Genomic DNA, 24,661 nt, shown 5'->3' on the forward strand with positions numbered 1-24,661 from the left:
TTTTCTAAGCTAGATAAGTGTTGCCCCTAGTGTATGTTTAAAATGGTTCAGTGCCCAAGCATGGCCGGTCGCATCAAAGCTGGCAACGGCATTCTCTGGTATTACGAGCTGATACCCCAGATTATAAGCATCCACAGCAGTGTGCAGCACACAAATATCTGTACAAACACCGGTTAAACAAAGCTCTGTAATGCCGCGCTCCCGCAGACGAATGTCTAAGTCCGTTCCGCTAAAGGCAGAATAATGGCGTTTATTGATCCAATAAATATTTTTTTCTGCTTGATTGGCTTGATAAAATGCGGCTAACGAACCGTATAGATCACGCCCGCTCGTTCCAATCACATTGTGAGGGGGAAACAAGCTGTTTTCAGGATGGTAGTGATCGTTTGGGTCATGTCCATCGATCGCAAAAACGATGAAATCCCCTTGCTGAAAATAGTCTTTTGTTCGGTCAACTAAAGCTTGTTCAATCGCTTGACCTGCTTCGCCTGTCGTTAATTTTCCATCGGTTGCGACAAAATCATTGGTGTAATCAATCGAAAGTAATGCACGCATCGTGATGCCTCCTCGTTTTATCAATGAATCCTTTTATTTTAAATGGTTCACGAATTCCATGACCAATTGTGCAGAAAGTGTGCCTGTGCGATTCACGAATTCTTCATGGGTCTCCGTCGCTTCACTGTCCGCCGTATCACTGATCGCACGCACGATCAAGAACGGAATGCCAAATTGTGCGGCTGTGTGCCCAATCGCTGCCCCTTCCATTTCGACAGCCAGTGCATCTGGAAATGCGGCTTTGATTTCATAAATTTTTGATGGGCTGCTGACGAAGGTGTCACCTGAAACAATCAGTCCCACATGTGCTGCCTGCTCTAGTTTTTTGCTCGCTTCCAGCATCTCACTTTTTAGATACGTGGAGCTTTCAAAATAAAGCGGCATGCCTGGGACTTGTCCGATCTTATAGCCAAAGGTCGTAGCGTCTACATCAAAATACGCAACTCTGTCAGCAATCACTAGATCGCCGATAGCAAGACCGCCACCGATTCCGCCGGCTGTACCAGTATTGATGACCATATTGACTTTGTATTGCTGGATCAAAACAGATGTTGTGATGGATGCCAACACTTTCCCAATACCTGATTGAACAACGATCACTTCATGATTCCCTAAGCCTCCTGAGAGAAACAACGCGCCTGATTGTTCCCAAGATAACGGGTGATCCAAGCTCTCTCTTAACGCTTTTACTTCTGGTTCCATTGCACCGATAATACCGATTTTCATAACTCATTCCCCTATTTCTTCTTAATATAGTTGTGTTTAGTTAAGGATCAAATAAAGAATACTGCTAACATGACGACGATTAAAAGTAATAAGACCACAATTATCGCTTTATTTAAAAAACTGCTGCGTTCTTTTTGTTTCACTCGTTCGCTGCTGCGAGATTTTGTGACTGGCTTGTTTTTCTTCAGTTCTTTACGATAAACAGAGCTGATTTCTTTTTCTCTTTTTTCATACATTCGTTCAGCGTCTTTCCGTTGTTCCTCTGCCAAACGTTCCTGCTCTTCTTTTCGCTTTCTCAATTCGCTGCGCGTCACCAGAGGAGATTGGCTCATGCGTGATCTTCCTTTCTATAGTGCATCAATTCCCAATAATTGACTGCAAAGATTGTTTTTGCGTCACAAATCAATCCGTCGTGAATGGCTTGCTTCGCTTCTTCCATCGTTAGCTCATACAGTTCTAAGACTTCATCTTCGTCTTGTGGCTTCGGATTTTCGACTTTTACTAGATCGGTTGCCGTGTAAATATATAGCTTCTCATTCGAAAATCCCGGAGATAAATACATTTCATTTATGTACATCAAGTTCTCAGTGCGATAACCGGTCTCTTCTTCTAGCTCACGTACCGCTGTTTTTTCAGGATGCTGCCCTTCGCCAGGATCGATTTTTCCTGCTGGAATCTCTAAAACTACTTTTTCTAACGGTTTGCGAAATTGCTTGACCATGATCATTTTATTCTCTTTTGTGATCGGGATGATTCCCACACCACCATGGTGAAAAACCAATTCACGTTTTGCTGTTCCTCCCATTGGCAAGGAAACATCATCTAAATAGACGTCAATAATTTTCCCCTTAAACAATTCTTTACGTTCAATCGTCTTTTCTTCGAAGTCTTTGTACTCTAGCATTATGACATCATTCCCCCTAAATAGCTTTAACTCGACGGTTCTGCCTTATTGTATCACAGAAAATTCTTATGTTTTTTCTAAATCTGAAAAATCCATCTTTAGTCCGATACTAATTCTATAGAAATTCATGCTATGATGAGCGTGTAAAGAAATCAAGAATTTTGACTAAATAATGTGAAGGGTTATCAATAGACTAGGAGGATTATTATGCGAAGGAAACTATTCCCTATCATCATCGCAGCCATCGGTATTCTCTCCTTTTTTGAAGGAGATTTCGGCGACTATCTGATCTTTTTGATGTTGGTCGTTGGGTTTTGGCTGATTTATCGTGGATTTAAAGGGAGAAAAATCCGTCCACAAAAAGAAGAATTGCCATTTCTTACAAAAGAAAAGGAAGCTTACTATAAAAAATTGGGTATGAGTGAACGTGAAATCGAATTGTTCCGTGAAACGATGAATCTTTCCAAACAACAAGTGTTGCGTCTGCAACAAAACATCCAAAAAAATGCCAAGTTAAAAGCGATCGATTTGCGTCACGATACGTTAAAGGCAGCGAAAGCTCTATTCAAGGAATTGGTAAAAGATCCGAAGCGTTTACCAGAAGCAAGTCAATTTCTATATACGCATTTACCGAATATCGTTGATTTGACAGATAATTATGTTGAAATCAACGGTCACGAGGTCAAGTCAAAAGAAGTTTATGGTAAACTGGAAGAAAGCGCACAGATCATTGATCAAATGGCAGATTTGATCGTAAAAGATTATCAACAATTTGTGTCTGACGATTTGGAAGACATGGATGTTGAAATTTCGATTGCGAAAAAAAATCTTGAACACGATCCTGATTTGTCCACAAAATAAAAATGAACGAAATATCAAAAAAATCTAGCTTAAGCTAGATTTTTTTCGAACAGGAGGAACCATAGTGGAACCAGAAAACAACCCGCAGACTAAACCAGTCGACAGTACTTTAGACGATTTACTTAGCAATCCTTTCGGGACCGATTCATTAACTCCCGTCCAACAGCAAGAAATTTCTCACTTACAGTCGCAAGAACAAGCAGATCGCTTAGTGGATAAGCTTCCCGAAGAACGCCAAGCACAGGCGCGGGAACTAGCAAAGAAAATCGACGTGAATGATTCGCAGGCTGTGATCAGCTACGGCTCAACAGCACAAACAAAATTAAGTGAATTTTCTCAGTCCATGCTAAATACCGTCTCTTCTCAAGACATTGGACCGATCGGAGATTCGTTGAATCAGTTGATGTATCGTTTAAATGAAGCCAACCCCGATGAACTACGTGTCGGTGAAGGAAATATTTTTCAAAAAATGTTTGGTAAAGTAAAACAATCCATTTATGAAATCACGACAAAATATCAAAAAATCGGTGCTCAAATCGACAAAATCGCCACAAAATTAAACGTCGAAAAAGATGGCTTATTACGCGACAATCAAATGCTGGAAACACTTTACAATAAAAATAAGGATTACTTTGATGCCTTAAATATTTATATTGCCGCAGCAGAATTGAAAATAGAAGAGCTGAAGCTCACAACGATTCCTGAAGCAACAGAAAAGGCACAGGCTTCCGGTGATCAGATGGAAGTTCAGATCGTTAATGATTATACACAATTCTTGGATCGTTTAGACAAACGAACCTACGACTTGAAACTGGCTCGTCAAATCACGATTCAGCAAGCACCGCAGATTCGTTTGATCCAAAATACCAATCAAGCACTAGCTGAAAAAATCCAAGCTTCCATCAATACAGCGATTCCTTTGTGGAAAAACCAAGTGGCGATCGCATTGACACTCTTACGCCAAAAGGATGCTTCTACAGCACAACGCCAAGTTTCAGAAACAACCAATGATTTGCTGAAGAAAAATTCAGAGATGTTGAAGATCTCCACTATTGAAACCGCTAAAGAAAATGAACGCGGCATCGTTGATCTAGATACATTACAGCAAACACAAAATGATCTCGTTGAGACATTAGAAGAAACATTGCGTATCCAAAAAGAAGGTCGAGAACGTCGCCAAGCAGCGGAGATCGAGATCGGTCACATGGAAAACGACTTAAAACAAAAATTGATGGAACTAAATTCCGGTCAATAATTGCAAAAAAAGCACGCCGATGGGCGCGCTTTTTTTTATGCTTTCATATAGCCTAGTACGATACCGCCGACAATAATCAGCAGGCAGCCCGTAATCACATAATACATCTCTTTTTTAGTTTTACGTTCGCCTAGAAGGAAGATCCCGCCTAGCGTAGAAATGATGATCCCCATTTGTGATAAAGAGAAGCCAATGGCTAAACCAATATTTTGAACGCTCACTAACATGCAGACATTTCCGATTCCCCATAAAAGACCTGACGCCATATTGCGCCAAACGTAGCGATCCACCTTTGCTTTGCGAAATGCAAAGAAGCTGGCGCCGACTAACATTCCGACACTTTGAGGTAAAATGATCGCCAAAGGATTCAGTCCTGCCCACGTGATGATGATCGTATAGACACCATATCCAAAAGTTGAAAACAGCAGCGCCCGAAAGCCTTTACCGAAGTTCAACATACTATTATCTGTCTCGACTCCGCTCTCGTCATCTTTTCGTGCCGTTAAGTACGCACCTAGAACAAGGAGGGCCAAAGCGATAAATCCTAAAACATAATCTCTTGTTTTCGTCCATTCATGAAAGAAGACGGCACCGGCAACGGTATTCAAAATCAATTGAAAGCCGGTCGAAATGGGCAACCCTACAGATACACCCATGAATTTCATCCCATGAAACTGACCGTTTTGACCAACCGACCAAAAAAGACCTGACAAGAAACCGATCAACAGAATCCAACTGCTCATTGCTGGTTGAACGATAAAAAAGGTTACCAATGCGAAAACAAAAGCACCCATCGTCATCCCTAAGGTTTGCTGATTGGCATCCCCGCCTAACTTTCCGCTCACCAAAGCAATGCTTCCCCATGCTACCATTGGTACTAGGGCTATTAAAATACTCATAAACTTACTCCCTTCAATTCACAACTGGAACAGTTTAGCGAAAAAAAGGATATTTGGCAATCAAAAATCGAAAATTTAACGTTCTTCATGATAATAATCTAATTGAGGGAAAAAGAGTGTCATCGTCGTTCCTTCATTCATCGTTGATTTTGCCGATAAGTCCACACCGATCTTGCCTGCTAATCGCTTCGCAAGATACAAGCCCAAGCCAGTAGAATGCTGCTGCGCCTTCCGTCCGTTCTCCCCAGTAAATCCTTTATCAAAAATCCGACCGAGATCTTCGGAGGGAATACCGATTCCATTATCTTGCAAGATCAAGGCCACCCCATTGTTCTTCTTTTCGATCGTAATGTCGATCTTGCCATGATCGGGCGTGTACTTGATTGCATTGCTTAATAGTTGGCGAAAAATGAATTCGATCCATTTAGAATCCGTCAATACGCGCGCATCCGCCTCTGCTAAAGTCAATTGTAAGTTTTTCTGAATAAAATAATTTGCTTGGCTGCGAATGATCGGCTGGATAATTTTTTTCAATGAGTATTCTTGAATGAGGTAATCATTCACAAATTCATCGGAGCGTGAATAATACAAAATTTGTTCAACATATTCATCGATCTGCTGGATCTCATTTTGCAATAGAACAAATTTTTCATCTGGAATATCAAACTCAATCGAATTCAAAATCAAATCAACTGCCGCTAACGGTACCTTGATCTCATGAATCCAAGAATCCATATAATCTTTTTGATCTTTTTGACTATCCAACAGTTGCTCCATCATCGAATGATGCTCTCGGACTTGCTGGTTCACGTATTCTTGAATCAGCAGCTCCTCTTCTGTGCTCGCGGATTCTACAAAATGCTGAAGATGGGAATCTTCCTCTTTATCAAATGTCTTGTACCATTTTTTTCTCCGATGGTAATCAATCGTAAAAAATAGAAAAACAATAAATAATTGCAAGACCAGCAAATAACTGAGGTTGTCCCAGAAATTATGCAGATCGGGTGTCAGCCACACCATAAACCCCAATAGTAAACTCAGTACAACCCATCCTGCTAAAATAAGTATTCGGTCTTTTAGATACTTAATAAATGTCATGGGCTCTCCTTATGGGACAATATATCCTTGTCCGACTTTTGTTTGAATATAATCTTCGATCCCAGCTTGTTCGATCTTCCGACGCAGCCGATTGATATTCACCGTCAATGTATTGTCATCCACGAAACGCTCGTCATCCCACAATGCACGCAGCAATTTGTCACGGCTCAAAATCTTTCCGTGCTGCTTCATTAAAATAAACAACAATCGGTATTCATTTTTGCTGAGATCCACTACTTCATCGCTGATCGTCATGCTGCTATTGTCAATATTTAACGTAATCCCGTTGTGTTCCAATTCTTCGCCGCTTTCAGCGTAATTGTACGAACGGCGCAGCAATGCATTGATTTTTGCAACTAGTATATCTACTTGAAACGGCTTCGTAATGTAATCATCGGCCCCCATATTCATTGCCATGATTTGATCCATGTTCGTATTTCGCGAAGAAATAAAAATGATCGGTACCTTAGATACTTCACGAATTTTTTGACACCAAAAATAGCCGTCATAGACTGGAAGATTGATATCTAATAAAACAAGCTGCGGAGCCACTTGTTCAAATTCTTCAAATACTTGATTAAAGTCCGTTGTTTGATAAACATCAAATCGCCATTTCGTTAGTTCTTCCCCGATCAGTTGCCGAATTACCGCTTCATCTTCCACGATCATGATTTTTGCCATGTTGTTCCCTACTTTCTGGTTGCTGCTCGATGTCGTGAAGCAGTCTCTGATCCGAAAAAACCAGAGACTGCACGACTAATTGAACTCTTTTTTTAATCATATCAAAGAACGCGAAAAAAATGAAAGACGATCCTTTTTAGATTAATTTTTGGTAAAATCGATGAACCCCATATTATCGTCGATCATGCCGCCTTCACCTGACAAACTAAATGTACTCAAGCGTGGATTGAATTTGATCCGCATTTCTTCTTGTAAATCTTCTTTTGAATATCCTTTGATCCAAAAATCGCCGATCTCTGAAGGAATCTTTTCGTCATAATCGGTTCTTTCCATTTCTGATGAAATAATATTGATGGAAAACTGTGTCTGCATATGGATCATCGCATGCTGCGAGTAGGCGCCTACCCCATCTTCAAAGGTTAATAATAGAAGTTTCCCTGCGCCTAAGTGTGCAGAGATTTTTTCTTTTGCTGCTTCATCCACGGTGATTTTCATAATAAACTCCCCAATCTGATTTTTTTCAACGCTGACTGTTCCTTCAAACTAAGCGCGGTTAGTTGTATGAACGGCAATAAGCCCCTTGTCTGACTCTTATCATCAGACGAAGGGGCTTATTTTGCAAGAATTCTTACTTATTCAATTGTTGATCCAATTTCGTTAAATCGATTTGCGGTTCTTGTGCCAACAGCTCGCGGAAGAGGGGCAATTGTTTTTGGATTTGATCCGCTTGATCATTTTCCACCTGCATCACTAACAACGGTTCATGGAGACTGAGTCTCAGCAACATCCAACCTTTTCCATAGGGAGTCGTCACGGAAAAACGAACACCTTCTTGATTTTCTGAATTCTCCGAAAAGCCTTCCTGCTTCGGAAGCTCTGCACGAAATCTTTCAATCATTTTTTGCCCGGTCTTCTTGTAGTCTTCGCCAGTGATCGTATAACGGATCTCCAATGTCTCTACAGGCTGTTCCAGTTCTGCCATTAAATCAGTCAATTCCCGATTTTCTTTTTGTAGTTTTGGTAATAGCATCAATACTTTGGCAATGACATACGCGCCGTCATCTAGGAAATAATTTTCTTTAAAGGCTGCGTGAGAGCTTGTCTCGATCGCTAATTGACAATCAATACCTTCTTCATTCAATTCAATTGCTTTATTGATGACATTCCGATAACCAGAAATATAACGGTATTGCTTTCCTCCCTTTTCTTCAATGAAGTGTTTCAAATGATCTGAAGTTGGCGAGTTCGTCACGATCGTGCTTCCTGGATGCTCCTGCAAAACAATGGCAGATAAAACAGCGATCAGATTATTGCGATTGATCATTTGCCCATCTTTAGAAACAATTGCCGAACGATCCACATCTGTATCAAAAATCACGCCAAGATCCGCTTGATTTTCAAGTACGGCCTGTTTAATACTAGCCATCGCTTCTTTGTTATCGGGATTGGGAATATGATTGGGAAAATTACCGTCAGGCTCCAAAAACTGAGAACCTTCAATGTCCGCACCTAAAACGGCCAATACCTTCTCTGCAAAATAGCCGCCCGCGCCATTGCCCGCATCAACAACGATTTTCAGACCCTTTAAAGGCTGCTCAGCCCCGCTTCCTTGCTGGATTTTTTCAACAAGATCCGCGGCATATCGAGACAATAAATCGGCTTGCTTTGTACTTCCAGCAGCTTCTTCGCTTGCAGCAGTATGTGTCAAAATGTAGGCGATATCACTTTTTTCCGCGCCCCCAGATTGACTGAAAATTTTGATGCCATTAAAATAAAACGGCAAATGACTGGCCGTCAGCATAATTCCAGCATCACAGGCGAACTCATCAAATTGTGTCGCCATAAATAAGGCCGGTGTCGTCGCCAGTCCGAAATCTAACACCGTGCAGCCTGCTGCTTCAAATACTGCCGCCATGGCTTGCTTCAACTCTGGCCCCGTCAAGCGGCTGTCATGTCCGATTCCAATCTTGAATGGACGCTTGACACCTTTATCTGCTAACCAATTAAGAATCCCCTTCGCAATTTCACGTACTTCTTCAACACCTAAGTTTTTTTCTTTCCCCTCAGCAGTGATAGCGATTCCACGAATGTCTGAACCATTTTGCAATTTCGATAACTCCATTGATGAATTCCTCCTTATTCCTATTTATATACTTGTTTTCTCTTCAGAAAAATAAGATGCTTCGTCACGGTGTGCCAAATTCCCCGCTTATTCCAGCTAAAAGCAAAACTGACAACTGGCATCCTTTGATATTACTTTTAGTCCATTATACCAAAAATCCCGAAAAAGAAAGCCTTTTCCGGGAAATTTTATCAATTTAAGTAATTTTCACTCTTTTAAATGACTCGAGATTGGGGATTTTTTTTCGCTTGACGTTTCTTTTGCCAGCGAATCCGCCATGCAACCAATCGGTCCATGACAAAGGTCAGGCCTTTGAATAGCCAATAAATTCCGAATGTTAATGGAAGAACGAAGAACAAATTACGGTTCCATAGTTTATCAAATTCAAAGAACTCTCTAAAAAATAAATAGCAGCTTAGATACGCCGTGCCCAATACTGCAATCAACGCGAGCTTCTTCTTGTCCAACGGGAAAGAAACTTTGTATAGGACCAATAATCCTACACACCCCGTCAAGAAGACAGACATAGTCGATGTTGCTTGATAGTCTAGATCAAATAATACGTTTGCTACTTGGATGACTATTACCGCACCGACCACGGTCAAGGCGCCGGGTAAAGAGACCCGCAAAATATTATTTAAAAAATCGCCCTTAATCCGTTCATAGCTTGGCTTCAACGCCAAGAAGAAGGACGGGATGCCTACAGTCAAGGCATTGATTGGTGTTAATTGGACAGGTTCAAAGGGGTATGGACTTGCAATGATCATAAAAATCACTGCCAGGATCAATGAATAGATTGTCTTTACTAAATACATCGAGGCTACACGTTCGATATTATTGATCACTCGACGCCCTTCATTTAAAACATTCTGCATTCGAGCAAAATCAGAATCCAATAGAATGACATCCGAGGCAGCTCTTGCGGCACTGCTCCCATTGGCCATCGCTACACCGATATCTGCTTCACGTAACGCCAATACATCGTTCACGCCGTCCCCCGTCATGCAGACTGTATGATGGACCTTTAACGCACGAATCAATGATTGCTTCTGCTTTGGTGTCACTCGGCCAAAGACCGTTGTATTTGCCACTAAAGCTCTATAGTCGATCGGCTCTTCTAAGCTGGACATATCAATAAATGTCTCTGCATTTTTGATACCTGCTTTCTGGGCAATTTTTGAAACGGTCAATGGATGATCGCCAGAGATGACCTTTAGCTGCACATCCTGCTTTGCAAAATAACCAAAGGTGGCTCGCGCGTTCTCTCTTAAATTGTCGGAAATAATCAATGTCGCAAGCAATTGCGGCTCTTGCAAAAGCTCTTCTTCTAGGAGGCCTGGATAGTTTACTAAAACAAGAACGCGCTGTCCTTCCTCCAAATAAGGGTGAATTTTCTTTTGCAATTCAGGAGACAGATTTTTGAATATAAATTCTGGCGCACCAAACGCAAAACTCCCTTGATCCTTAAACGTCACGCCGCTCCATTTTCGTGCAGAAGAAAATGGCACGATTTTTTCAGCTTGCCAAGTATCTGCCGCCGGAAAAGCATCCCGTAAGGCTTTCGCTGTCGCATTTTGATCTTTGAGCTGGTTTAATAAATTTCCCATGATTACGCGCAAGCGATCCTCAGATACATTTTCCAACAGCGCATCCTCAAATTTCAACGTGCCATCCGTGATCGTCCCCGTCTTGTCCAGACAGATAACATCTACTCGTGCCAACGTTTCAATGGAAGGCAGTGCCTGCACCAATACCTTTTTTCGTGCCAGATTCGCTGCACCAACAGCAAAGGCCACACTCGTCAGTAACATCAGTCCTTCAGGAATCATACTGACCAACGCTGCCACCGTCCCTAAAACAGCCTGCTTGATTGACGAGGACGCTTGATATTGACTATAAAACAAGCCCAGTCCTACTGGGATGATCACGATCGTCAAAACAGCGATCATGCGATTCAATACCTTCGTCAGTTCAGAATTGTCTGTTTTTTTCGTTTTCGCTTCACTAGTCAATTGTTCCGCAAAATTATCTTTTCCAACAGCCGTTCCTTGATAGAAACATTCCCCAGCGGTTACGAAGCTGCCGCTGTACAATTGATCCTGCAACTGTTTTTGGACGCGATCTGATTCACCGGTCAACAGTGATTCATCGACTTCTACACCCATTCCAGATAACAATTTTCCATCTACTGGGACCTGGTCTCCATTGCGCAGATATAGGATATCGCCTAAGACAATCTCCTCCTGATCCACCTGCTGCAGCCGGCCTTCTCTCAAGACGACTGCTTTCGTTTTAGCCAAGACCGATAATTTATCGATCGTATGTTTTGCTCTTAATTCCTGAATGATTCCGATCAACGTATTAATGATCACGACACCAAAAAACAACGTGTTTTTTGGCGATCCCACCAACAGTACAAATACTGCCAATACAAAGTTTAAAATATTGAAAATATTGATCGTATTTTCTTTGATAATCTCTTTATCAGACTTTAATAAATTTTCTTCCGCTTGATTGACTTGCCCCTGTTCTATTCGTTGCTGAACTTCAGAGTGAGTCAGTCCATTCAAATCTGATGGAATCTCTACATCCTCAAAAGTTTCTTCCACCGTTTGAACGTCAATTTTTTTCTTTTTCATACGGCATCCCCTCGTCTCCATTTGTCGCACTCTCTCTTTTTTGATTCTAGAACTATCTTAACACGACTTACATTTTTAGTCGGGAGAAAACATTTTATAAAATATTCTCTTAAACTATCGGGATCATTTCCTTTTTTTACTTACTTAAGACAAAAAAAGAGCCGCATCATGCAGCCCCGTTCTTTATCCTATAAACATCATGTGGCATAGCCACTCCTCGATAATGCTTAACGATTTCTCCGCAACGAACCATGCCGTTTCTTTCCGCCACCTTCTGCGAAGCACTATTCGTATCACGAATAATGGAATAAACTTCTTCTGCTTTTACGTGGGTAAACGCATATTCTTTACAAGCCCTCGCCGCTTCGATCGCAAAACCTTTATGCCAAAACGCCCGCCGGAACAAGTAACCGATCTCTAATACAGGGGTACCTGCAACTTCTTGCCAAGTCAAACCACATTGACCAATCAGTTCACCTGTGTCCTTCAAGCAGACCGCCCATAAACCAAATCCATCACGGCGATAGTTGCTTAGTTGTTTATCCAACCAGTTTTGAACCTCCCTATCGTCAAAGGCGCCTTCATACGCATACATCGTTTGTTCATCTTGTAAAATAGCGCTTAGTGCCTCTTTATCTGTCTGTTGCAGCTCACGAAAATAGAGCCGCTCTGTTTCAATCATCACTTTTTCCCTCCTGCTTAGTCTAAAATGACTTTTTTTCCAAGTCCCAGAAAAAAATCGATCATCGTGCAAAACTTGTTCAGCTTGAATCTTTACTGCCTATTTCTAAAGTGACTAGCACCGTAACAAACCGCGAAAAGTACGACTGACAACTGTCTCACTTTAAAGAATCCTCTTCTAAGAGTACAAAAAAATGAGTGGGTGTTCACTTTCCAGACGATTCGATCAAACTTCGTGTTTTATCTGTTTGTGTTAAAGATTTTATCCATCTCACTATTAATGGCCTATAAAGGTAGGACTCGCAAAAAAGCGATGCCTTATAATTTGAGGCATCGCTTTTCCATTTAAATATCTTTTGGAACATAAAAACTGCGGTTATCCATTCCAAAAATGCGTTCTGTGTACGTTCCTGGTTCTGCATTTTTCACCGCACTAGACATCATTTGCATTGACGCATCGATATTATCGATTTGATGCAGGATCTCTGCTTCCATGATTCGTGGACGGACAGGTGATCCATATTCTAATAACCCATGATGGGACAAGACCATATGACGCAGGACAACGATGTCTTCGTCTGTATCATTGATTTTCAGTTCAGCACAGGCTTTAGTGATCTCTTCATCTACTAAAACGAGGTGTCCTACTAGGTTTCCTACGACTGTATATTCGGTAGAAGACGGACCCGTCAATTCAATTACTTTGCCTAAATCGTGAATAATGATTCCTGCATAAAGTAACGAGTTGTTTATCTGAGGGTACTCCTTCGCGATCGCTTTTCCTAGATGAAGCATGGTTAACGTGTGAAAGGCTAATCCACCTGCAAACGCATGATGATTGCGTTTTGCCGCTGGAAACTCAAAAAATTCTTTTTGATATTTATTTAATAAGAAGCGCACGATACGATTCCAATGCGCATTAGTGATCTCAAAGAGCGTTTTGTTGAATTCTTCTTCCATGTCTTCACGCTTGATTGGCGCACGTTCCATATACAGTGCCGGATCATTTGGTTCATCCGTCTTCGTTGTACGTAGATGGATGATCTTGACCTGCGGATTGCCTTGATACATTTCTCGTTTGCCGTTCAATAACACGACCTGTCCAGCTTTATAGCGTTTGATCTCTTCTTCCGATGCGTCCCAAAATTTTCCATCGACCGTCCCAGAAGTATCTTGAAAAGTAAACGCGATAAATTTTTTCCCATTTTTGGCTAAGCGGACATCTGCATTCTTGATCAACACATACATTTCAAACTGCTCATCGACCGTTAATTCTTTGATTTTTTTCATCGTTGGACTCCCTTCAATTCCCAGATTGGCTGGTGAAGCTCTTGGTAATAGCTTACCATTTCTTGATCAGATGACAAACAAATGACTTGATAATTTTGGCTAAATTGCTGTAATAATTTGGCAAACTGATACTTCCGTTGATGGTCGTAATGCAGCCAGCCATCATCAATAATTACTGGGCATAATGGGTATTGCTGCTGCAAAGCAAGGTACGCAAAGCGAAAGGCCATCATAACCTGATCCTTAGTCCCTGTTGAAAGATTATAGAGACTCAACTCGTCGACGGTCAACAGTCCTTCAGAAAAATCCAACCGGCTATGGGCATTGTTCGTCAATTCTCGGAAATAACTCGTTGCCTGCTTTAATAATTCAGGTAATTGCTGTTCGGATAGCTCTGTCGCAATGTCCTGCAGCAATTGATTTTCCAGCTTTGCTACTGCATAATCCGTCATCAATTTTTCTACCAGCGCACGTTGCTGACTCTCTTTTTGATAAAGACTATCTAACGTGCCATCTGCCTGCATTTGCTGAATCTGCAAACGAGAGCGTTGCTCCTGCTCCTGTAGTTGCTGCAACAGTGCTTCTCCTTCTTGAAGCTCCTGTTTTAAGGTACGCAGAGATTCCTCGATTTTTGCAAGCGTCGTTTCATTTTTAAACAGCGGTAAGATCGTTTCGGTTAATTCACCTAAACGTGCTTGCTTTTGAAGCAATTCTGATTCCCGTTGTAAAAAGGCAGGAATTTCTGATGGATAAGCGATTCGTAGCTGTTGCAATACCGGTTGCTGTTGTTCTAAAAGCTGTTGCTGCTGCTTTTGCGCCTCATGGATTCGTTGCTGTAAAACGGTATTCTCTTGGTAGGTCTGAGCAAAGCGAATCTGTTCCATCTCTTTAGCAAATTGCTCCAGCGTTGTCATTTTTTCTGATAGATTCTTTTCATGCAGCGGCAGCCAATCTGCTAAAAATTCAAACTGCTGCTCATACTGCATCAATTGTTGACGCAATACCGATTGTCGTTGCTGCAATTCTTTATTTGACTTCAGTAAAGACAAATAGTTCAAGGCACGTTGATTTTCTTGTATCAGTGAAAATTCATTCTCAACACTAGACAGATTTCTTTGCAGCACCTCCGTTTGAAGCTTTTCTGAAAGACGCTGGACTTTTTGTTGTCCTTTAGCTGCCTTTTCGGTCATTTCTGCTACTTGACCTTCATAAATGTCTAATTGGCCCAGCTTCTCCTGCCAAGTATCTTTATTGGCTGGTTTACTTTGCCGCATCACGCCTAGTATTCCGCAGGCTACAGCGGCGATCATCAAAAGATAGCGAAATGGTGCTGGGACAAAGAATGCTATCAGTACAGTAACGCCTGCGGCGAGAAAGAACCATGGCGGATTTTTCTTTTTATTAAACAGCTCTGGATGTTTTTGTTCGTAGTCATTAAGACTAGCCTCCGCTTGATCCCGTTGTTCTTTGACCAAACGTAATCGAATGCGTTGTTCTTCTACTACCTTTTGCTGGGTCTGAAGCGGCTCGAAAAGCTGCTGGATCGCTTGCTCATCGGCAAAGGGGCGCGGCAAATTCTGCTGCCAATTTACCGGAGCATCATCTGTTTGAGCTAGTTTGATCGCCAGTCGCTGTTCTTCATCCAGCATTCGAGTGATCGTGACTTTTTCAGCCAGTAATTGCTGGATGCGTTGTTCATTTTCTAAATAGAAATAATAGCGCGCAGACTCTTGGTTCCCACTGTGCTTCTGTAGAGCAGCGTGCAGCTTTTCCTGTTCTTTCATTAATTGCTGATAGTCTTGATAGAAGGCTTGCAGCTGCGCCCGCTCTTCTTCGGTCGCCAATGCGTGCAGATCCAATTGCTGCAACTCTAAAAATTCTGCGTAACCTGACCAGTTCATACGCTGTTGCTCGAGACCTAACTGACTTTCTTGCAGCTTTCGATTGCTTGCTGCTTGCTGACTGACGCTTCGCTTCTCGTCCTCTGCTTGGCGAACAAGCTGCTGAAAACCGAGTTCTTGCGCTTCCTTCTCTTTGATCTTTTGTTTCAATTCTTGATACTGCTGCAACGCTTGATTCAACGGCTGCTTTCTTCCTCGAGGACGATAGATTGTTTCGTAGTTATTTTTTAGCTTCATCCGTTGCTCAAATAATTCATTGCTGCCAGACACCCCCATTGAAATCAATGCCTCATGAAGATTTTCTTCACTCAGAGTCTCTAACTGCTGAAGTTGTTCCTGCTGAAAGGTAAAGACTTGGCGAAACAACTGCTGATTTAATGGATAAAGAATCTTTTCTAGAAATTCATCATCGCCTTGCTGCCCATCCTCCAACCAGGCCTTCGCTTTGCCTTTATTTTTGGCTTTGTATCGCTCGACCGTTACCGATCCATAGGTTGGATGAACAATCAGCAAGCGCCCACCAAAACCGCTACCGTCATTTGGCGTATAGTCTTGGCCCTTTTTTCGTTTTGCAGGAAAGCCAAATAGAATCGCTTGAATAAACTGATACAGTGTTGATTTTCCGGCTTCATTTAGTCCATAGACCAATTGATTTTTCGCTTCGAACAGGAACGACTGCTGACGCCATTTGCCAAAGCTTGTGATCTCTGCTTTTTTAATCCACATCGGCGTCCCTCCTAAATCGATAATTCTTTGTCATTCTTTCATTTAACATTGCCAACGTCGTTGATTTAAATGCTTGATCCATTAAATAATGTACTTGCGGATGTTGTTCCAAATCACTTAGTAATTCATTAAAAATATCAGGCGCTTGATACGTCGCGATCAACTGTTCGACCAACTGTTGATCCACGGCAAGATACGGTCTTTCCGTCGGCCGTTCTGCTAACGTTACTTGCCATAGGAAAATAGTTTGAGGCACTTCTTCTTGTAACGCCTCTGCTAGCTCACCTGACGCCACTTGATAAGCCAATTCCTCACCCAAGTTTTCTGTATCCTTGAACTCCAGATGTATTAACGTGGGCAAATCCGCTGTAAGCTCTCGTATCAAAGGAAAGAGTTCGCGTGGCTGACGCACGCTAGCTAGGGAAAGCGTCCGTTTTTCCCAACGAATCGCTTCAACTGAAACGTTTCTCGGAATCAGTTGATTGCCTTGGCTTTCCACCACCGTTACACCTGCCAGATTTGTTTCCTTTTGCGTGTGTCCCTGAGGTGTTCCCGGATAAACCACATAAGGCTGCTGCAATAAAACTTGCGGCACATGGATATGTCCCAATGCCCAATAATCATAACCCTTTGTTGCTAATTCGGTTAGCTGAAAGGGCGCATAAGGCATCTGACCACCATGATACATCCCGATTTGAAAATCAACCGCCTCTTTGTGAGGAAATTGTTCGATCATCGCGTCACTGATCGTGGAATGCTGATAACTAAAACTCGTAATAGCAACAGTCTCCCCCATCGTTGTCACAAATTTTTTCGTTTCTACCTGTTCATTGTCGAATAACTGAATCGTCTCTGGAAAATCAAACCAATAACGTTCTGCTTGATAAAAATCATGATTTCCAAAATTCATAAAGACTGGAATTTTCGCTTCATCCAAGCGCGCCATCTCTTGAAAGAAATAACGTTGAGTTTTTAAGGTAGGACGATTTTGATGGAACGTATCGCCAACGAATAAAATGAAATCAACAGCTTCTGTAATTGCTGTATCTACGATATTTTTCAGCATTTTTTTGTTCGCTGTCGCAAGGTTTTCTTGAAAGTATTCTGGTATCGTCGTCAGACCTTCAAATGAGCGGTCCAGATGCAAATCAGCTGCATGTAAAAATTTCATTTTTTCTCCCCCTATCAGTAAAGGCAACAGATTTATTTTATTTAATGAAAAATAGGCAGTTGCTCAATCCTGTATATTTTACCATAAAAAAACGAAAATTTGTTCGCCTTCCACGGATATGCTCAAGGTTTCCTACAAGAAAAGCTATACAAGAAAAGAAAGCTATAGTATTATGACCATATAACTCAAAATGGTCATAATACTCAAAAGTAAACGATTCTTTTTTTTACGTACATTATGACTAATAATTACTATTCGGTCAAAATAAAGAATGGAGGCGTTTTAATGAATACTTTCCAAATTGAAAAGCTATCTAAAGTTTACGGCGCTAAAGAATCAAAAGTTATCGCACTGGATGAGATTACTCTGGATATCCCTAAGAATCGCTTTATTGTAATTTTGGGTGAGAGTGGCTCAGGAAAATCGACCCTCTTGAATATGATCGGCTGCATGGACAAGCCGAGCTCAGGAACTATTCTGTTTGAAGGACAAGATCTCACTGGCCTTTCCAAAGCTCAAATGACTGAATTCCGAAAAAATAAAATTGGCTTTGTTTTTCAAAGCTACAATTTATTGCCTGATTTAAGTGCTTTAGAAAATGTAGAATTTTCTACAGAGCTGGTCAGTAAAAACAGACAAGACGCTGAAGAAGCATTGACAGCTGTCGGTCTAAAAGACCGAATCACTCACTTTCCGGGAGAGCTTTCGGGCGGTGAACAGCAGCGTGTCTCCATCGCTCGTGCCATTGCTAAAAAGCCGGAGATTTTATTATGTGATGAACCAACCGGTGCATTAGATTTTGAAACGGGGATCACTATTTTAGGTGTTTTAAAGGACATTCAAACTGCTACTGAAAATACCGTTATCTTTATTACGCACAATAAAGAGATCGCAAAAATCGCCGATACGGTCATCCGACTTCGAAGCGGGAAAATTTTATCCATTGAAGAAAATGACTCCCCGCTGTCCCCTATGGAGGTGGAATGGTAATGCGTGTACAGACAATTCTTTCTATTCGAAAAATGAAAAATAATTTTGCTCAAATGCTCGGCATGGGGTTGTTGATTCTCATCGCTGCCTTGTTTTTTACAACGCTGTTTACTTTCAAAACAATCTATGAAGAAGAAGTGACCGCTTTATTCCGTCAACAGCATTATGCAGCTGTCACCTTAACGGGGAATTTTACTGCTGACGATACGAAAAAATTGGAAGCTTCGCCTCACATCTCTACTATTGAGAAGCGGACTGTACAAGATTTTCGCAGCGGAGACAAAACGGTGCGCCTGATTTCTCTTTCGACAAAGCTGAATCAAGTAATTTTGGAGAAAGGACGTCTCCCAAAGTCCACAGCAGAATGTGTCCTCATTAGTCAATACGCGCGTCAGAATAAAATAAAATTGAATGACACCTTCACGGTCAATGGACAAAAATTAAACGTAGTCGGCATTGTTCGCTCACCTGAATACATCTACTACTCGCAAAGTGAACGCTCTTTTTCTGCTGATCCGAAAACATTCGCGGTTGCTTTTGTTTCAAAAAATTTCTTTCCTTCTGCAAATCAACTTTTACTAGCCAGTACAACAAGCATCAAGGAAGCTGAGATAAAAAAGCTTCTTCCTTATCAATCCTTCACAGCTCAAAAAGATCAAATCAACTATCAAATGTATCAAGGTGATTTAGATCAATTTGTCTCTTTCGCATACATCTTTCCTACGATCTTCTGGCTGCTGTCTTTTGGGATCATCTTTATTATTCTGAGGCGGACGTTGCTCAAGGAACACAAGCAGATCGGTCTATTAAAAGCTCTGGGCACGACTAATTTTTCCATCATTAGGATATACACTAGACAATTTGTGCTGCTAGGCCTTTTTAGTTCATTGATAGGTTGTTTGCTGAGTTACCCTGTTACGGAGTTGTTATTCCGCATTTTTAGCAGCATGATTGAACTGCCAACTCTGGCCTATCGTATTGACTCTCGCTATTGGGTGATTTCGTTAGTGATTTCCACACTTGGTTGCGGCGTTTTTGCCTTGTGCTCCATGCTTGATATTCTCAAGGAGTATCCAGCCATTTCTATGAGGCAGAGAGTTCCAAAAGTAAAAAGGACACGTGTGCCTTCAAGATTTCTTTCCTCCTTGTCCTTCAATACTCGTTACGCTTTTGCTGCCTCGTTAAGAAATAAAGGACGCTTTTTTCTAATGGTCCTTGGGATGTCCGCTTCAACGGGTCTCTTGTTATTCTCACTAGGCTTTAACGATTCTATCCGAGGCGTGGCGGATCATTATTTTCACACATTTGCCAATTATGACTTTATTGTTCAATTACCGGAACCCCTCCCACTCGATCAAACAATCATACAGACTTCTTCTGCGATCAATCGCCAAGAAGCGGCATTGCAGCTTACAGGGACCGTCCACGATGAAGACTATCCGCTGATCATTACCTCATCAGATATAACCATTTTGAATCTGCCAACGGAAAAACTGGATCAGGGCTTGGTGATTCCTGAATATTATGCAAAAAAATGGCACGTATCAGTCGGTGATCAAGTAACCATCAATGAAAAAAAAGCAACGATTTCTGCTGTTCTTCCGCTAAGTATGGGGTTAGCGGTCTATACTTCCTATGATTACGTGCGCACGCGCTTTAAGGAATTGCCAGCAGTCTACAATACCCTTTATGTAACTTCAGATCACCCGAGCAAGGGCGTAAAGCAATTAAAAGAAAAGAACCTTTTTTATACGACCGCTGAAGAAGATAAACAAACCTTTCGTTCTTTGTTGGACAACATGGGAATACTGATTGTTTTATTAGTGATTTGTTCAGTGATTCTAGGTGCTACAGTTATTTTCTGTCTGAACTTAATGAATTTGACTATTCGAGAATTTGAATACATGTTTATGAATATCATGGGGTATTCCAAACGACGAATTTTGCAAACGATCAATAAGGAAAATCTGCTGCAGCTCCTATTATCAATCCCTTTAGGTTTTTTGGCAGGAAACTGGCTATTAGCGGCTATAAAAGAGCAGTTTTCACAAAATAGTTTTGCAATGCAGCCCAGTATCCGGTTGGAATCCTATATTTTTACGGCGTTGGTCGTGAGTATCATTAGTAGTTTTCGTTTGTTGATTTCCAATCGGTACATTGAAGGATTAGCTATTGTTGAAGGGTTAAAAGTTCAAGAAGAATAAAATAGCTCATTCGCTTATTTCAGTATATAATTGTCCTCAGAATAGGATTTTATGGAGGTGTGTCTGCTTTGCCGCGAGAATTAACACCGGATGAAAAAGCCCGCAATAAACAGATGCTGGTCGACAAGGGACGTGCGCTTGTCTATCAACATGGCATCAAAAAAGTGAGTGTGGATGATGTGGTCGCCTCCGCAGGGATAGCGAAAGGATCGTTCTACCATTACTTTTCATCTAAAGATGAGTTTCTCTATGCGATTGTTTATCAGATCCATCGCGAATTATTTGGTCGTCTGAAGATAATTGCTGAACGGATCAAACCGTTATCGTCCCACGAACGACGACAAACGATCAAAGCGTTTTCCGACCAGTTTTTTTCCTCAAACGATATGATCTTTTTTGTGAAAGAGCAGCAGGAAATTCAGCGCTTTCTCTTACGGTATTCAAAAGAAAAAATGGCTGAGCTGGAAACCTACGAGAAACAAAATTATCGAGACTTTTTTGCTATCTTGGAAATTGAAGACAAACACCCTGAAATCGTACAAAACTATGTTCATTTATTAGGTTTCGGGATGTTTCATCGAGAAGTGATGATCGACACCTACTTAACGGAAACTGTCCATATTATGTTGGACGGTTTGATGGACTATTTGGAGCTTTGAGTGTCCAGGTTCGCAAGTGTTCCCTCAAAGCAAAGGACTTTCGAACGATTACCTGAATAAGGAAGGATGAGTATTTATGGAGAGAGACGAACTGATCAGAAAAGCCAAAGAGTTATTAAACGAAGGAAACACAGAAAAGGCGAAGGCATTTATTGAAGCCCACAAAGAAGAATTAGGCGAATACTATGACAAAGTCAAAGTGTTGCTAAAATCTGAAAATATCAATAGCGTGATGGATCGATTCAAAAAATTTTTTTAGCAAAAAAGGTAGAAGCGGACGCTCACTCAGAGCACTGCTTCTACCTTTTTCTATTCCATTTGATTTAGCATACCATATACAGCATCTGCCGTCTGTCCCAGCGACTGGACTTGGTTCGTATTCGCCAATAAAATGATGTATGTCAATCCTGTATGTGTAAATGTATTGATCGTATTAAATCCGCCTAATACGCCATGACTAGAGTAGCTTCCTGGATTTACATAAAATCCCATCCCATAGGTGGAGGCACTTCCCGATGTCATCATTTTACTTTTTTCATTTTCATTGATCAATTTTCCCTGCATCAATGCTTGGTCGAAGAGATAAAAATCCGTTGCGGTCGTATAGATATCTCCTGCACCAAATAATTGAGAAAGGTTTGGCAATTGCGCCTTTTCTAAACGGCCATTTTTTTCTTTATAGCTCTCAGCCATATTGGGTGTCGCTGTATTGCTTTGATAGAACCCAGTATTTTGCATATTTGCAGAGTCAAAAATATGCTCTTGAATGTACTCCTGCACTTTTTGCTTGCTGACCTGTTGCAAGATATAGGCCAACACGGCGTAATTACTGTCCGAATAATGCCACGTTCCTACTGATGAATCGCTCCCTGCTGCCTCAATCTCCTGAAGAATCTGTTGAGGGAGTATTTCTTTGCTGCCCTCTGTACGTCCGGTCAATCCGCTCGTATGATTAAGCAAATTCTTCAACGTAATCTGTTGCCCATTGGGAAAATCTTTCATGTATTTTGCAACAGGATCGTCAATAGTTAATTTTCCCGCTTGCTCTAATTGCAGAATCGCGGTAGCAATAATAGCTTTTTGCGCTGACCCGATATAGTATCGCGTGGTCGGTGTATTTTTGCGTTGTTTCTCCTGATCCGCCATCCCATAGGAATGATTCAACACCACTTGGCCTTTACGCACTACTAATGCCGTTCCCGAAAAGCGTTGGTCAACCAATAGTTGATTCAACTTCTGATTCGTGGCTTCTGGTAAAACCACTGCTTCCTTCTTTTCTGGCGTTCTCTCTGTTTCTTTCGTCGCTGAACTTTTAGAAGTCGAAGTCGACTCGACTGTTGATTTCTGTGTTTTCGCAGTCTGTGAATTCGACGCATGACCGCGCCAAGCCATCAGGCCGCCTACTACTAGCAACAAAAGCAAACTGCCGCCAATGATTATTTTTTTCATCTTTATTCGCATCCTTATGGCTTGAAGTATAGCAATTTTCTAAAAGAATTGCTTCAATTTATTTCCATCTATCAATTTTCTTCGTTTTTTGTAAGACTCTTGTAAGGTGCGTAGCTTAAAGAGCTCCTCTGTTCAATTGAAAAAAGCCCGCGCTCTTTTCAACGGGAGAAAACAGAACTCGCAGCTAATTCCAAAACAAAGAAATCCTTTTTCCAACATTCGGAAAAAGGATTCTATCGTCATTCGCATACGATTCCGCTACACAACACGTTCAATTATTCGCTAAAGCAGCTTTTGGTAGAGCTCGCACTCTTTTCAACGGGAGAAAGCGGAACTCGCTGCTAACTCCAAAACAAAGAAATCCTTTTTCCAACATTCGGAAAAAGGATTCTATCGTCATTCGCATACGATTCCGCTACACAACGCGTTCAATTATTCGCTAGAGCAGCTTTTGATGGAACTGGTTACTCTTTTGAACGGGAGAAAGCGGAACTCGCAGCTAGCTCCAAAACAAAGAAATCCTTTTTCCAACATTCGGAAAAAGGATTTCTATCGTCATTCGCATACGATTCCGCTACACAACACGTTCAATTATTCGCTAAAGCAGCTTTTGGTAGAGCTCGCACTCTTTTCAACGGGAGAAAGCGGAACTCGCTGCTAACTCCAAAACAAAGAAATCCTTTTTCCAACATTCGGAAAAAGGATTCTATCGTCATTCGCATACGATTCCGCTACACAACGCGTTCAATTATTCGCTAGAGCAGCTTTTGATGGAACTGGTTACTCTTTTGAACGGGAGAAAGCGGAACTCGCAGCTAGCTCCAAAACAAAGAAATCCTTTTTCCAACATTCGGAAAAAGGATTTCTATCGTCATTCGCATACGATTCCGCTACACAACGCGTTCAATTATTCGCTAGAGCAGCTTTTGATGGAACTGGTTACTCTTTTGAACGGGAGAAAGCGGAACTCGCAGCTAGCTCCAAAACAAAGAAATCCTTTTTCCAACATTCGGAAAAAGGATTTCTATCGCCATTCGCATACGATTCCGCTACACAACACGTTCAATTATTCGCTAAAGCAGCTTTTGGTAGAGCTCGCACTCTTTTCAACGGGAGAAAGCGGAACTCGCTGCTAACTCCAAAACAAAGAAATCCTTTTTCCAACATTCGGAAAAAGGATTCTATCGTCATTCGCATACGATTCCGCTACACAACGCGTTCAATTATTCGCTAGAGCAGCTTTTGATGGAACTGGTTACTCTTTTGAACGGGAGAAAGCGGAACTCGCAGCTAGCTCCAAAACAAAGAAATCCTTTTTCCAACATTCGGAAAAAGGATTTCTATCGTCATTCGCATACGATTCCGCTACACAACGCGTTCAGTTATTCGCTAAAGCAGCTTTTGGTAGAGCTCGCACTCTTTTGAACGGGAGAAAGCGGAACTCGCAATTTCTATTTTTTGATTAGCCTTCGTATAGTTCACGAATTGGAGTCATGATGATTCGGTTCAAGTCGTTGATGATCACGCTGAATGCTTGTTCTTTCACCATTAATTCGTTGATCAATTCTTCTTGTTGAACTTTTTCAGCTAATGCTTGTGCTTGTGCAGCATCTTCATCGCTGAAGTCTTCACCGCGCATTTGTTTTTCTTGCAAACTTTGTTGGAAAGCTTGGAAGTCTTTGAATGCAGCATACGCTGTTTCGTTTTTCTTTAGTTCCGCGAAAGCTTCTTCTAAAGATTTAAATTCTGGTAGTTCACGGATTTCACGTTCTAATCCATTCGCTGAATCATAAATGTTTGCCATCTTTTTATTCCCTCATTTTCTATAAAAGTTACTGTTCTATTGTAAC

At 41.4% G+C, this 24,661-nt stretch carries 22 protein-coding genes; 6 read left to right on the forward strand and 16 right to left on the reverse strand.

The window, feature by feature from the left end:
- Window positions 1-9: 9 nt before the first annotated feature.
- From IGI66_RS11995 to IGI66_RS12010, 4 genes are read right to left on the reverse strand one after another with little or no spacing between them, the layout of a single operon-like run.
- Entirely contained in the window at window positions 10-555 is a 546-nt protein-coding gene (locus tag IGI66_RS11995; protein ID WP_010779663.1) for a cysteine hydrolase family protein, read from the reverse strand.
- A 33-nt stretch (window positions 556-588) separates the two neighbouring features.
- A complete protein-coding gene (locus tag IGI66_RS12000; RefSeq protein ID WP_086306445.1) occupies window positions 589-1,281 on the reverse strand; it encodes a 5'-methylthioadenosine/adenosylhomocysteine nucleosidase in 693 nt (230 codons plus the stop codon).
- Window positions 1,282-1,328: 47 nt separating this feature from the next.
- Window positions 1,329-1,613 carry a cell wall synthase accessory phosphoprotein MacP gene (macP, locus tag IGI66_RS12005; protein ID WP_010779661.1) on the reverse strand — a complete coding sequence of 95 codons (285 nt, stop codon included), beginning with the start codon at window positions 1,611-1,613 and terminating at the stop codon, window positions 1,329-1,331.
- Complete coding sequence (locus IGI66_RS12010) at window positions 1,610-2,185, reverse strand: NUDIX hydrolase (RefSeq protein ID WP_086303240.1); 576 nt, start codon at window positions 2,183-2,185, stop codon at window positions 1,610-1,612. Before IGI66_RS12010 ends, macP begins: the two co-directional genes overlap by 4 nt.
- 207 nt (window positions 2,186-2,392) lie before the next feature.
- Here IGI66_RS12010 and IGI66_RS12015 point away from each other — a divergent pair, with 207 nt between their 5' ends.
- Both IGI66_RS12015 and IGI66_RS12020 read left to right on the forward strand, forming a co-directional pair.
- Entirely contained in the window at window positions 2,393-3,046 is a 654-nt protein-coding gene (locus IGI66_RS12015) for a 5-bromo-4-chloroindolyl phosphate hydrolysis family protein (protein ID WP_010779659.1), read from the forward strand.
- A gap of 64 nt (window positions 3,047-3,110) precedes the next feature.
- Complete coding sequence (locus IGI66_RS12020) at window positions 3,111-4,301, forward strand: toxic anion resistance protein (RefSeq protein WP_010779658.1); 1,191 nt, start codon at window positions 3,111-3,113, stop codon at window positions 4,299-4,301.
- Between the two features lie 35 nt (window positions 4,302-4,336).
- Here the strand turns inward: IGI66_RS12020 and IGI66_RS12025 are convergent, their stop codons facing one another.
- The 10 genes from IGI66_RS12025 to IGI66_RS12070 form a co-directional block, all read right to left on the reverse strand.
- Window positions 4,337-5,200, reverse strand: a complete 864-nt coding sequence (locus IGI66_RS12025; RefSeq protein WP_114524994.1) for a GRP family sugar transporter — start codon at window positions 5,198-5,200, stop codon at window positions 4,337-4,339.
- Between the two features lie 75 nt (window positions 5,201-5,275).
- Window positions 5,276-6,298 (reverse strand): two-component system sensor histidine kinase SapS, encoded by a 1,023-nt coding sequence (gene sapS, locus IGI66_RS12030; RefSeq protein WP_010779656.1) that lies wholly within the window; start codon window positions 6,296-6,298, stop codon window positions 5,276-5,278.
- A 9-nt stretch (window positions 6,299-6,307) separates the two neighbouring features.
- Window positions 6,308-6,979, reverse strand: a complete 672-nt coding sequence (gene sapR, locus IGI66_RS12035) for a two-component system response regulator SapR (RefSeq protein WP_010779655.1) — start codon at window positions 6,977-6,979, stop codon at window positions 6,308-6,310.
- A 141-nt stretch (window positions 6,980-7,120) separates the two neighbouring features.
- A complete protein-coding gene (locus IGI66_RS12040; protein WP_086303238.1) occupies window positions 7,121-7,474 on the reverse strand; it encodes an iron-sulfur cluster biosynthesis family protein in 354 nt (117 codons plus the stop codon).
- A gap of 133 nt (window positions 7,475-7,607) precedes the next feature.
- Window positions 7,608-9,101, reverse strand: coding sequence for a phosphomannomutase/phosphoglucomutase (locus IGI66_RS12045; protein ID WP_431379916.1), 1,494 nt, complete (start codon window positions 9,099-9,101; stop codon window positions 7,608-7,610).
- A 215-nt stretch (window positions 9,102-9,316) separates the two neighbouring features.
- Entirely contained in the window at window positions 9,317-11,740 is a 2,424-nt protein-coding gene (locus IGI66_RS12050; protein WP_438849125.1) for an HAD-IC family P-type ATPase, read from the reverse strand.
- Between the two features lie 166 nt (window positions 11,741-11,906).
- Entirely contained in the window at window positions 11,907-12,422 is a 516-nt protein-coding gene (locus tag IGI66_RS12055) for a GNAT family N-acetyltransferase (RefSeq protein WP_314581455.1), read from the reverse strand.
- 344 nt (window positions 12,423-12,766) lie between these two features.
- Window positions 12,767-13,711, reverse strand: a complete 945-nt coding sequence (locus tag IGI66_RS12060; protein WP_438849126.1) for a 3'-5' exoribonuclease YhaM family protein — start codon at window positions 13,709-13,711, stop codon at window positions 12,767-12,769.
- Entirely contained in the window at window positions 13,708-16,338 is a 2,631-nt protein-coding gene (locus IGI66_RS12065; protein ID WP_438849127.1) for an AAA family ATPase, read from the reverse strand. The genes IGI66_RS12060 and IGI66_RS12065 overlap by 4 nt, the downstream gene beginning before the upstream one ends.
- Complete coding sequence (locus tag IGI66_RS12070; protein ID WP_438849128.1) at window positions 16,328-17,509, reverse strand: metallophosphoesterase family protein; 1,182 nt, start codon at window positions 17,507-17,509, stop codon at window positions 16,328-16,330. Before IGI66_RS12070 ends, IGI66_RS12065 begins: the two co-directional genes overlap by 11 nt.
- A 285-nt stretch (window positions 17,510-17,794) precedes the next feature.
- Between IGI66_RS12070 and IGI66_RS12075 the strand changes: the two genes are divergently transcribed.
- The 4 genes from IGI66_RS12075 to IGI66_RS12090 all read left to right on the forward strand — a co-directional run bounded on the left by IGI66_RS12075 (window position 17,795) and on the right by IGI66_RS12090 (window position 21,621).
- Window positions 17,795-18,499 (forward strand): ABC transporter ATP-binding protein, encoded by a 705-nt coding sequence (locus tag IGI66_RS12075; protein ID WP_176281274.1) that lies wholly within the window; start codon window positions 17,795-17,797, stop codon window positions 18,497-18,499.
- Window positions 18,499-20,703 carry an ABC transporter permease gene (locus IGI66_RS12080; RefSeq protein ID WP_438849129.1) on the forward strand — a complete coding sequence of 735 codons (2,205 nt, stop codon included), beginning with the start codon at window positions 18,499-18,501 and terminating at the stop codon, window positions 20,701-20,703. The genes IGI66_RS12075 and IGI66_RS12080 overlap by 1 nt, the downstream gene beginning before the upstream one ends.
- 68 nt (window positions 20,704-20,771) lie before the next feature.
- Entirely contained in the window at window positions 20,772-21,362 is a 591-nt protein-coding gene (locus IGI66_RS12085) for a TetR/AcrR family transcriptional regulator (RefSeq protein WP_438849130.1), read from the forward strand.
- A gap of 76 nt (window positions 21,363-21,438) precedes the next feature.
- Window positions 21,439-21,621 (forward strand): hypothetical protein, encoded by a 183-nt coding sequence (locus tag IGI66_RS12090; RefSeq protein WP_438849131.1) that lies wholly within the window; start codon window positions 21,439-21,441, stop codon window positions 21,619-21,621.
- 50 nt (window positions 21,622-21,671) lie between these two features.
- Here the strand turns inward: IGI66_RS12090 and IGI66_RS12095 are convergent, their stop codons facing one another.
- Both IGI66_RS12095 and IGI66_RS12100 read right to left on the reverse strand, forming a co-directional pair.
- On the reverse strand, window positions 21,672-22,811 hold the full coding sequence (locus IGI66_RS12095; protein ID WP_438849132.1) for a serine hydrolase domain-containing protein: 1,140 nt from the start codon (window positions 22,809-22,811) through the stop codon (window positions 21,672-21,674).
- Window positions 22,812-24,273: 1,462 nt separating this feature from the next.
- A complete protein-coding gene (locus IGI66_RS12100; protein ID WP_010779642.1) occupies window positions 24,274-24,615 on the reverse strand; it encodes a YlbF family regulator in 342 nt (113 codons plus the stop codon).
- Window positions 24,616-24,661 lie beyond the last annotated feature (46 nt).

Origin of the sequence: Enterococcus sp. AZ048 (assembly GCF_051715125.1) — a bacterium.
Lineage (GTDB): Bacteria > Bacillota > Bacilli > Lactobacillales > Enterococcaceae > Enterococcus_A > Enterococcus_A gilvus.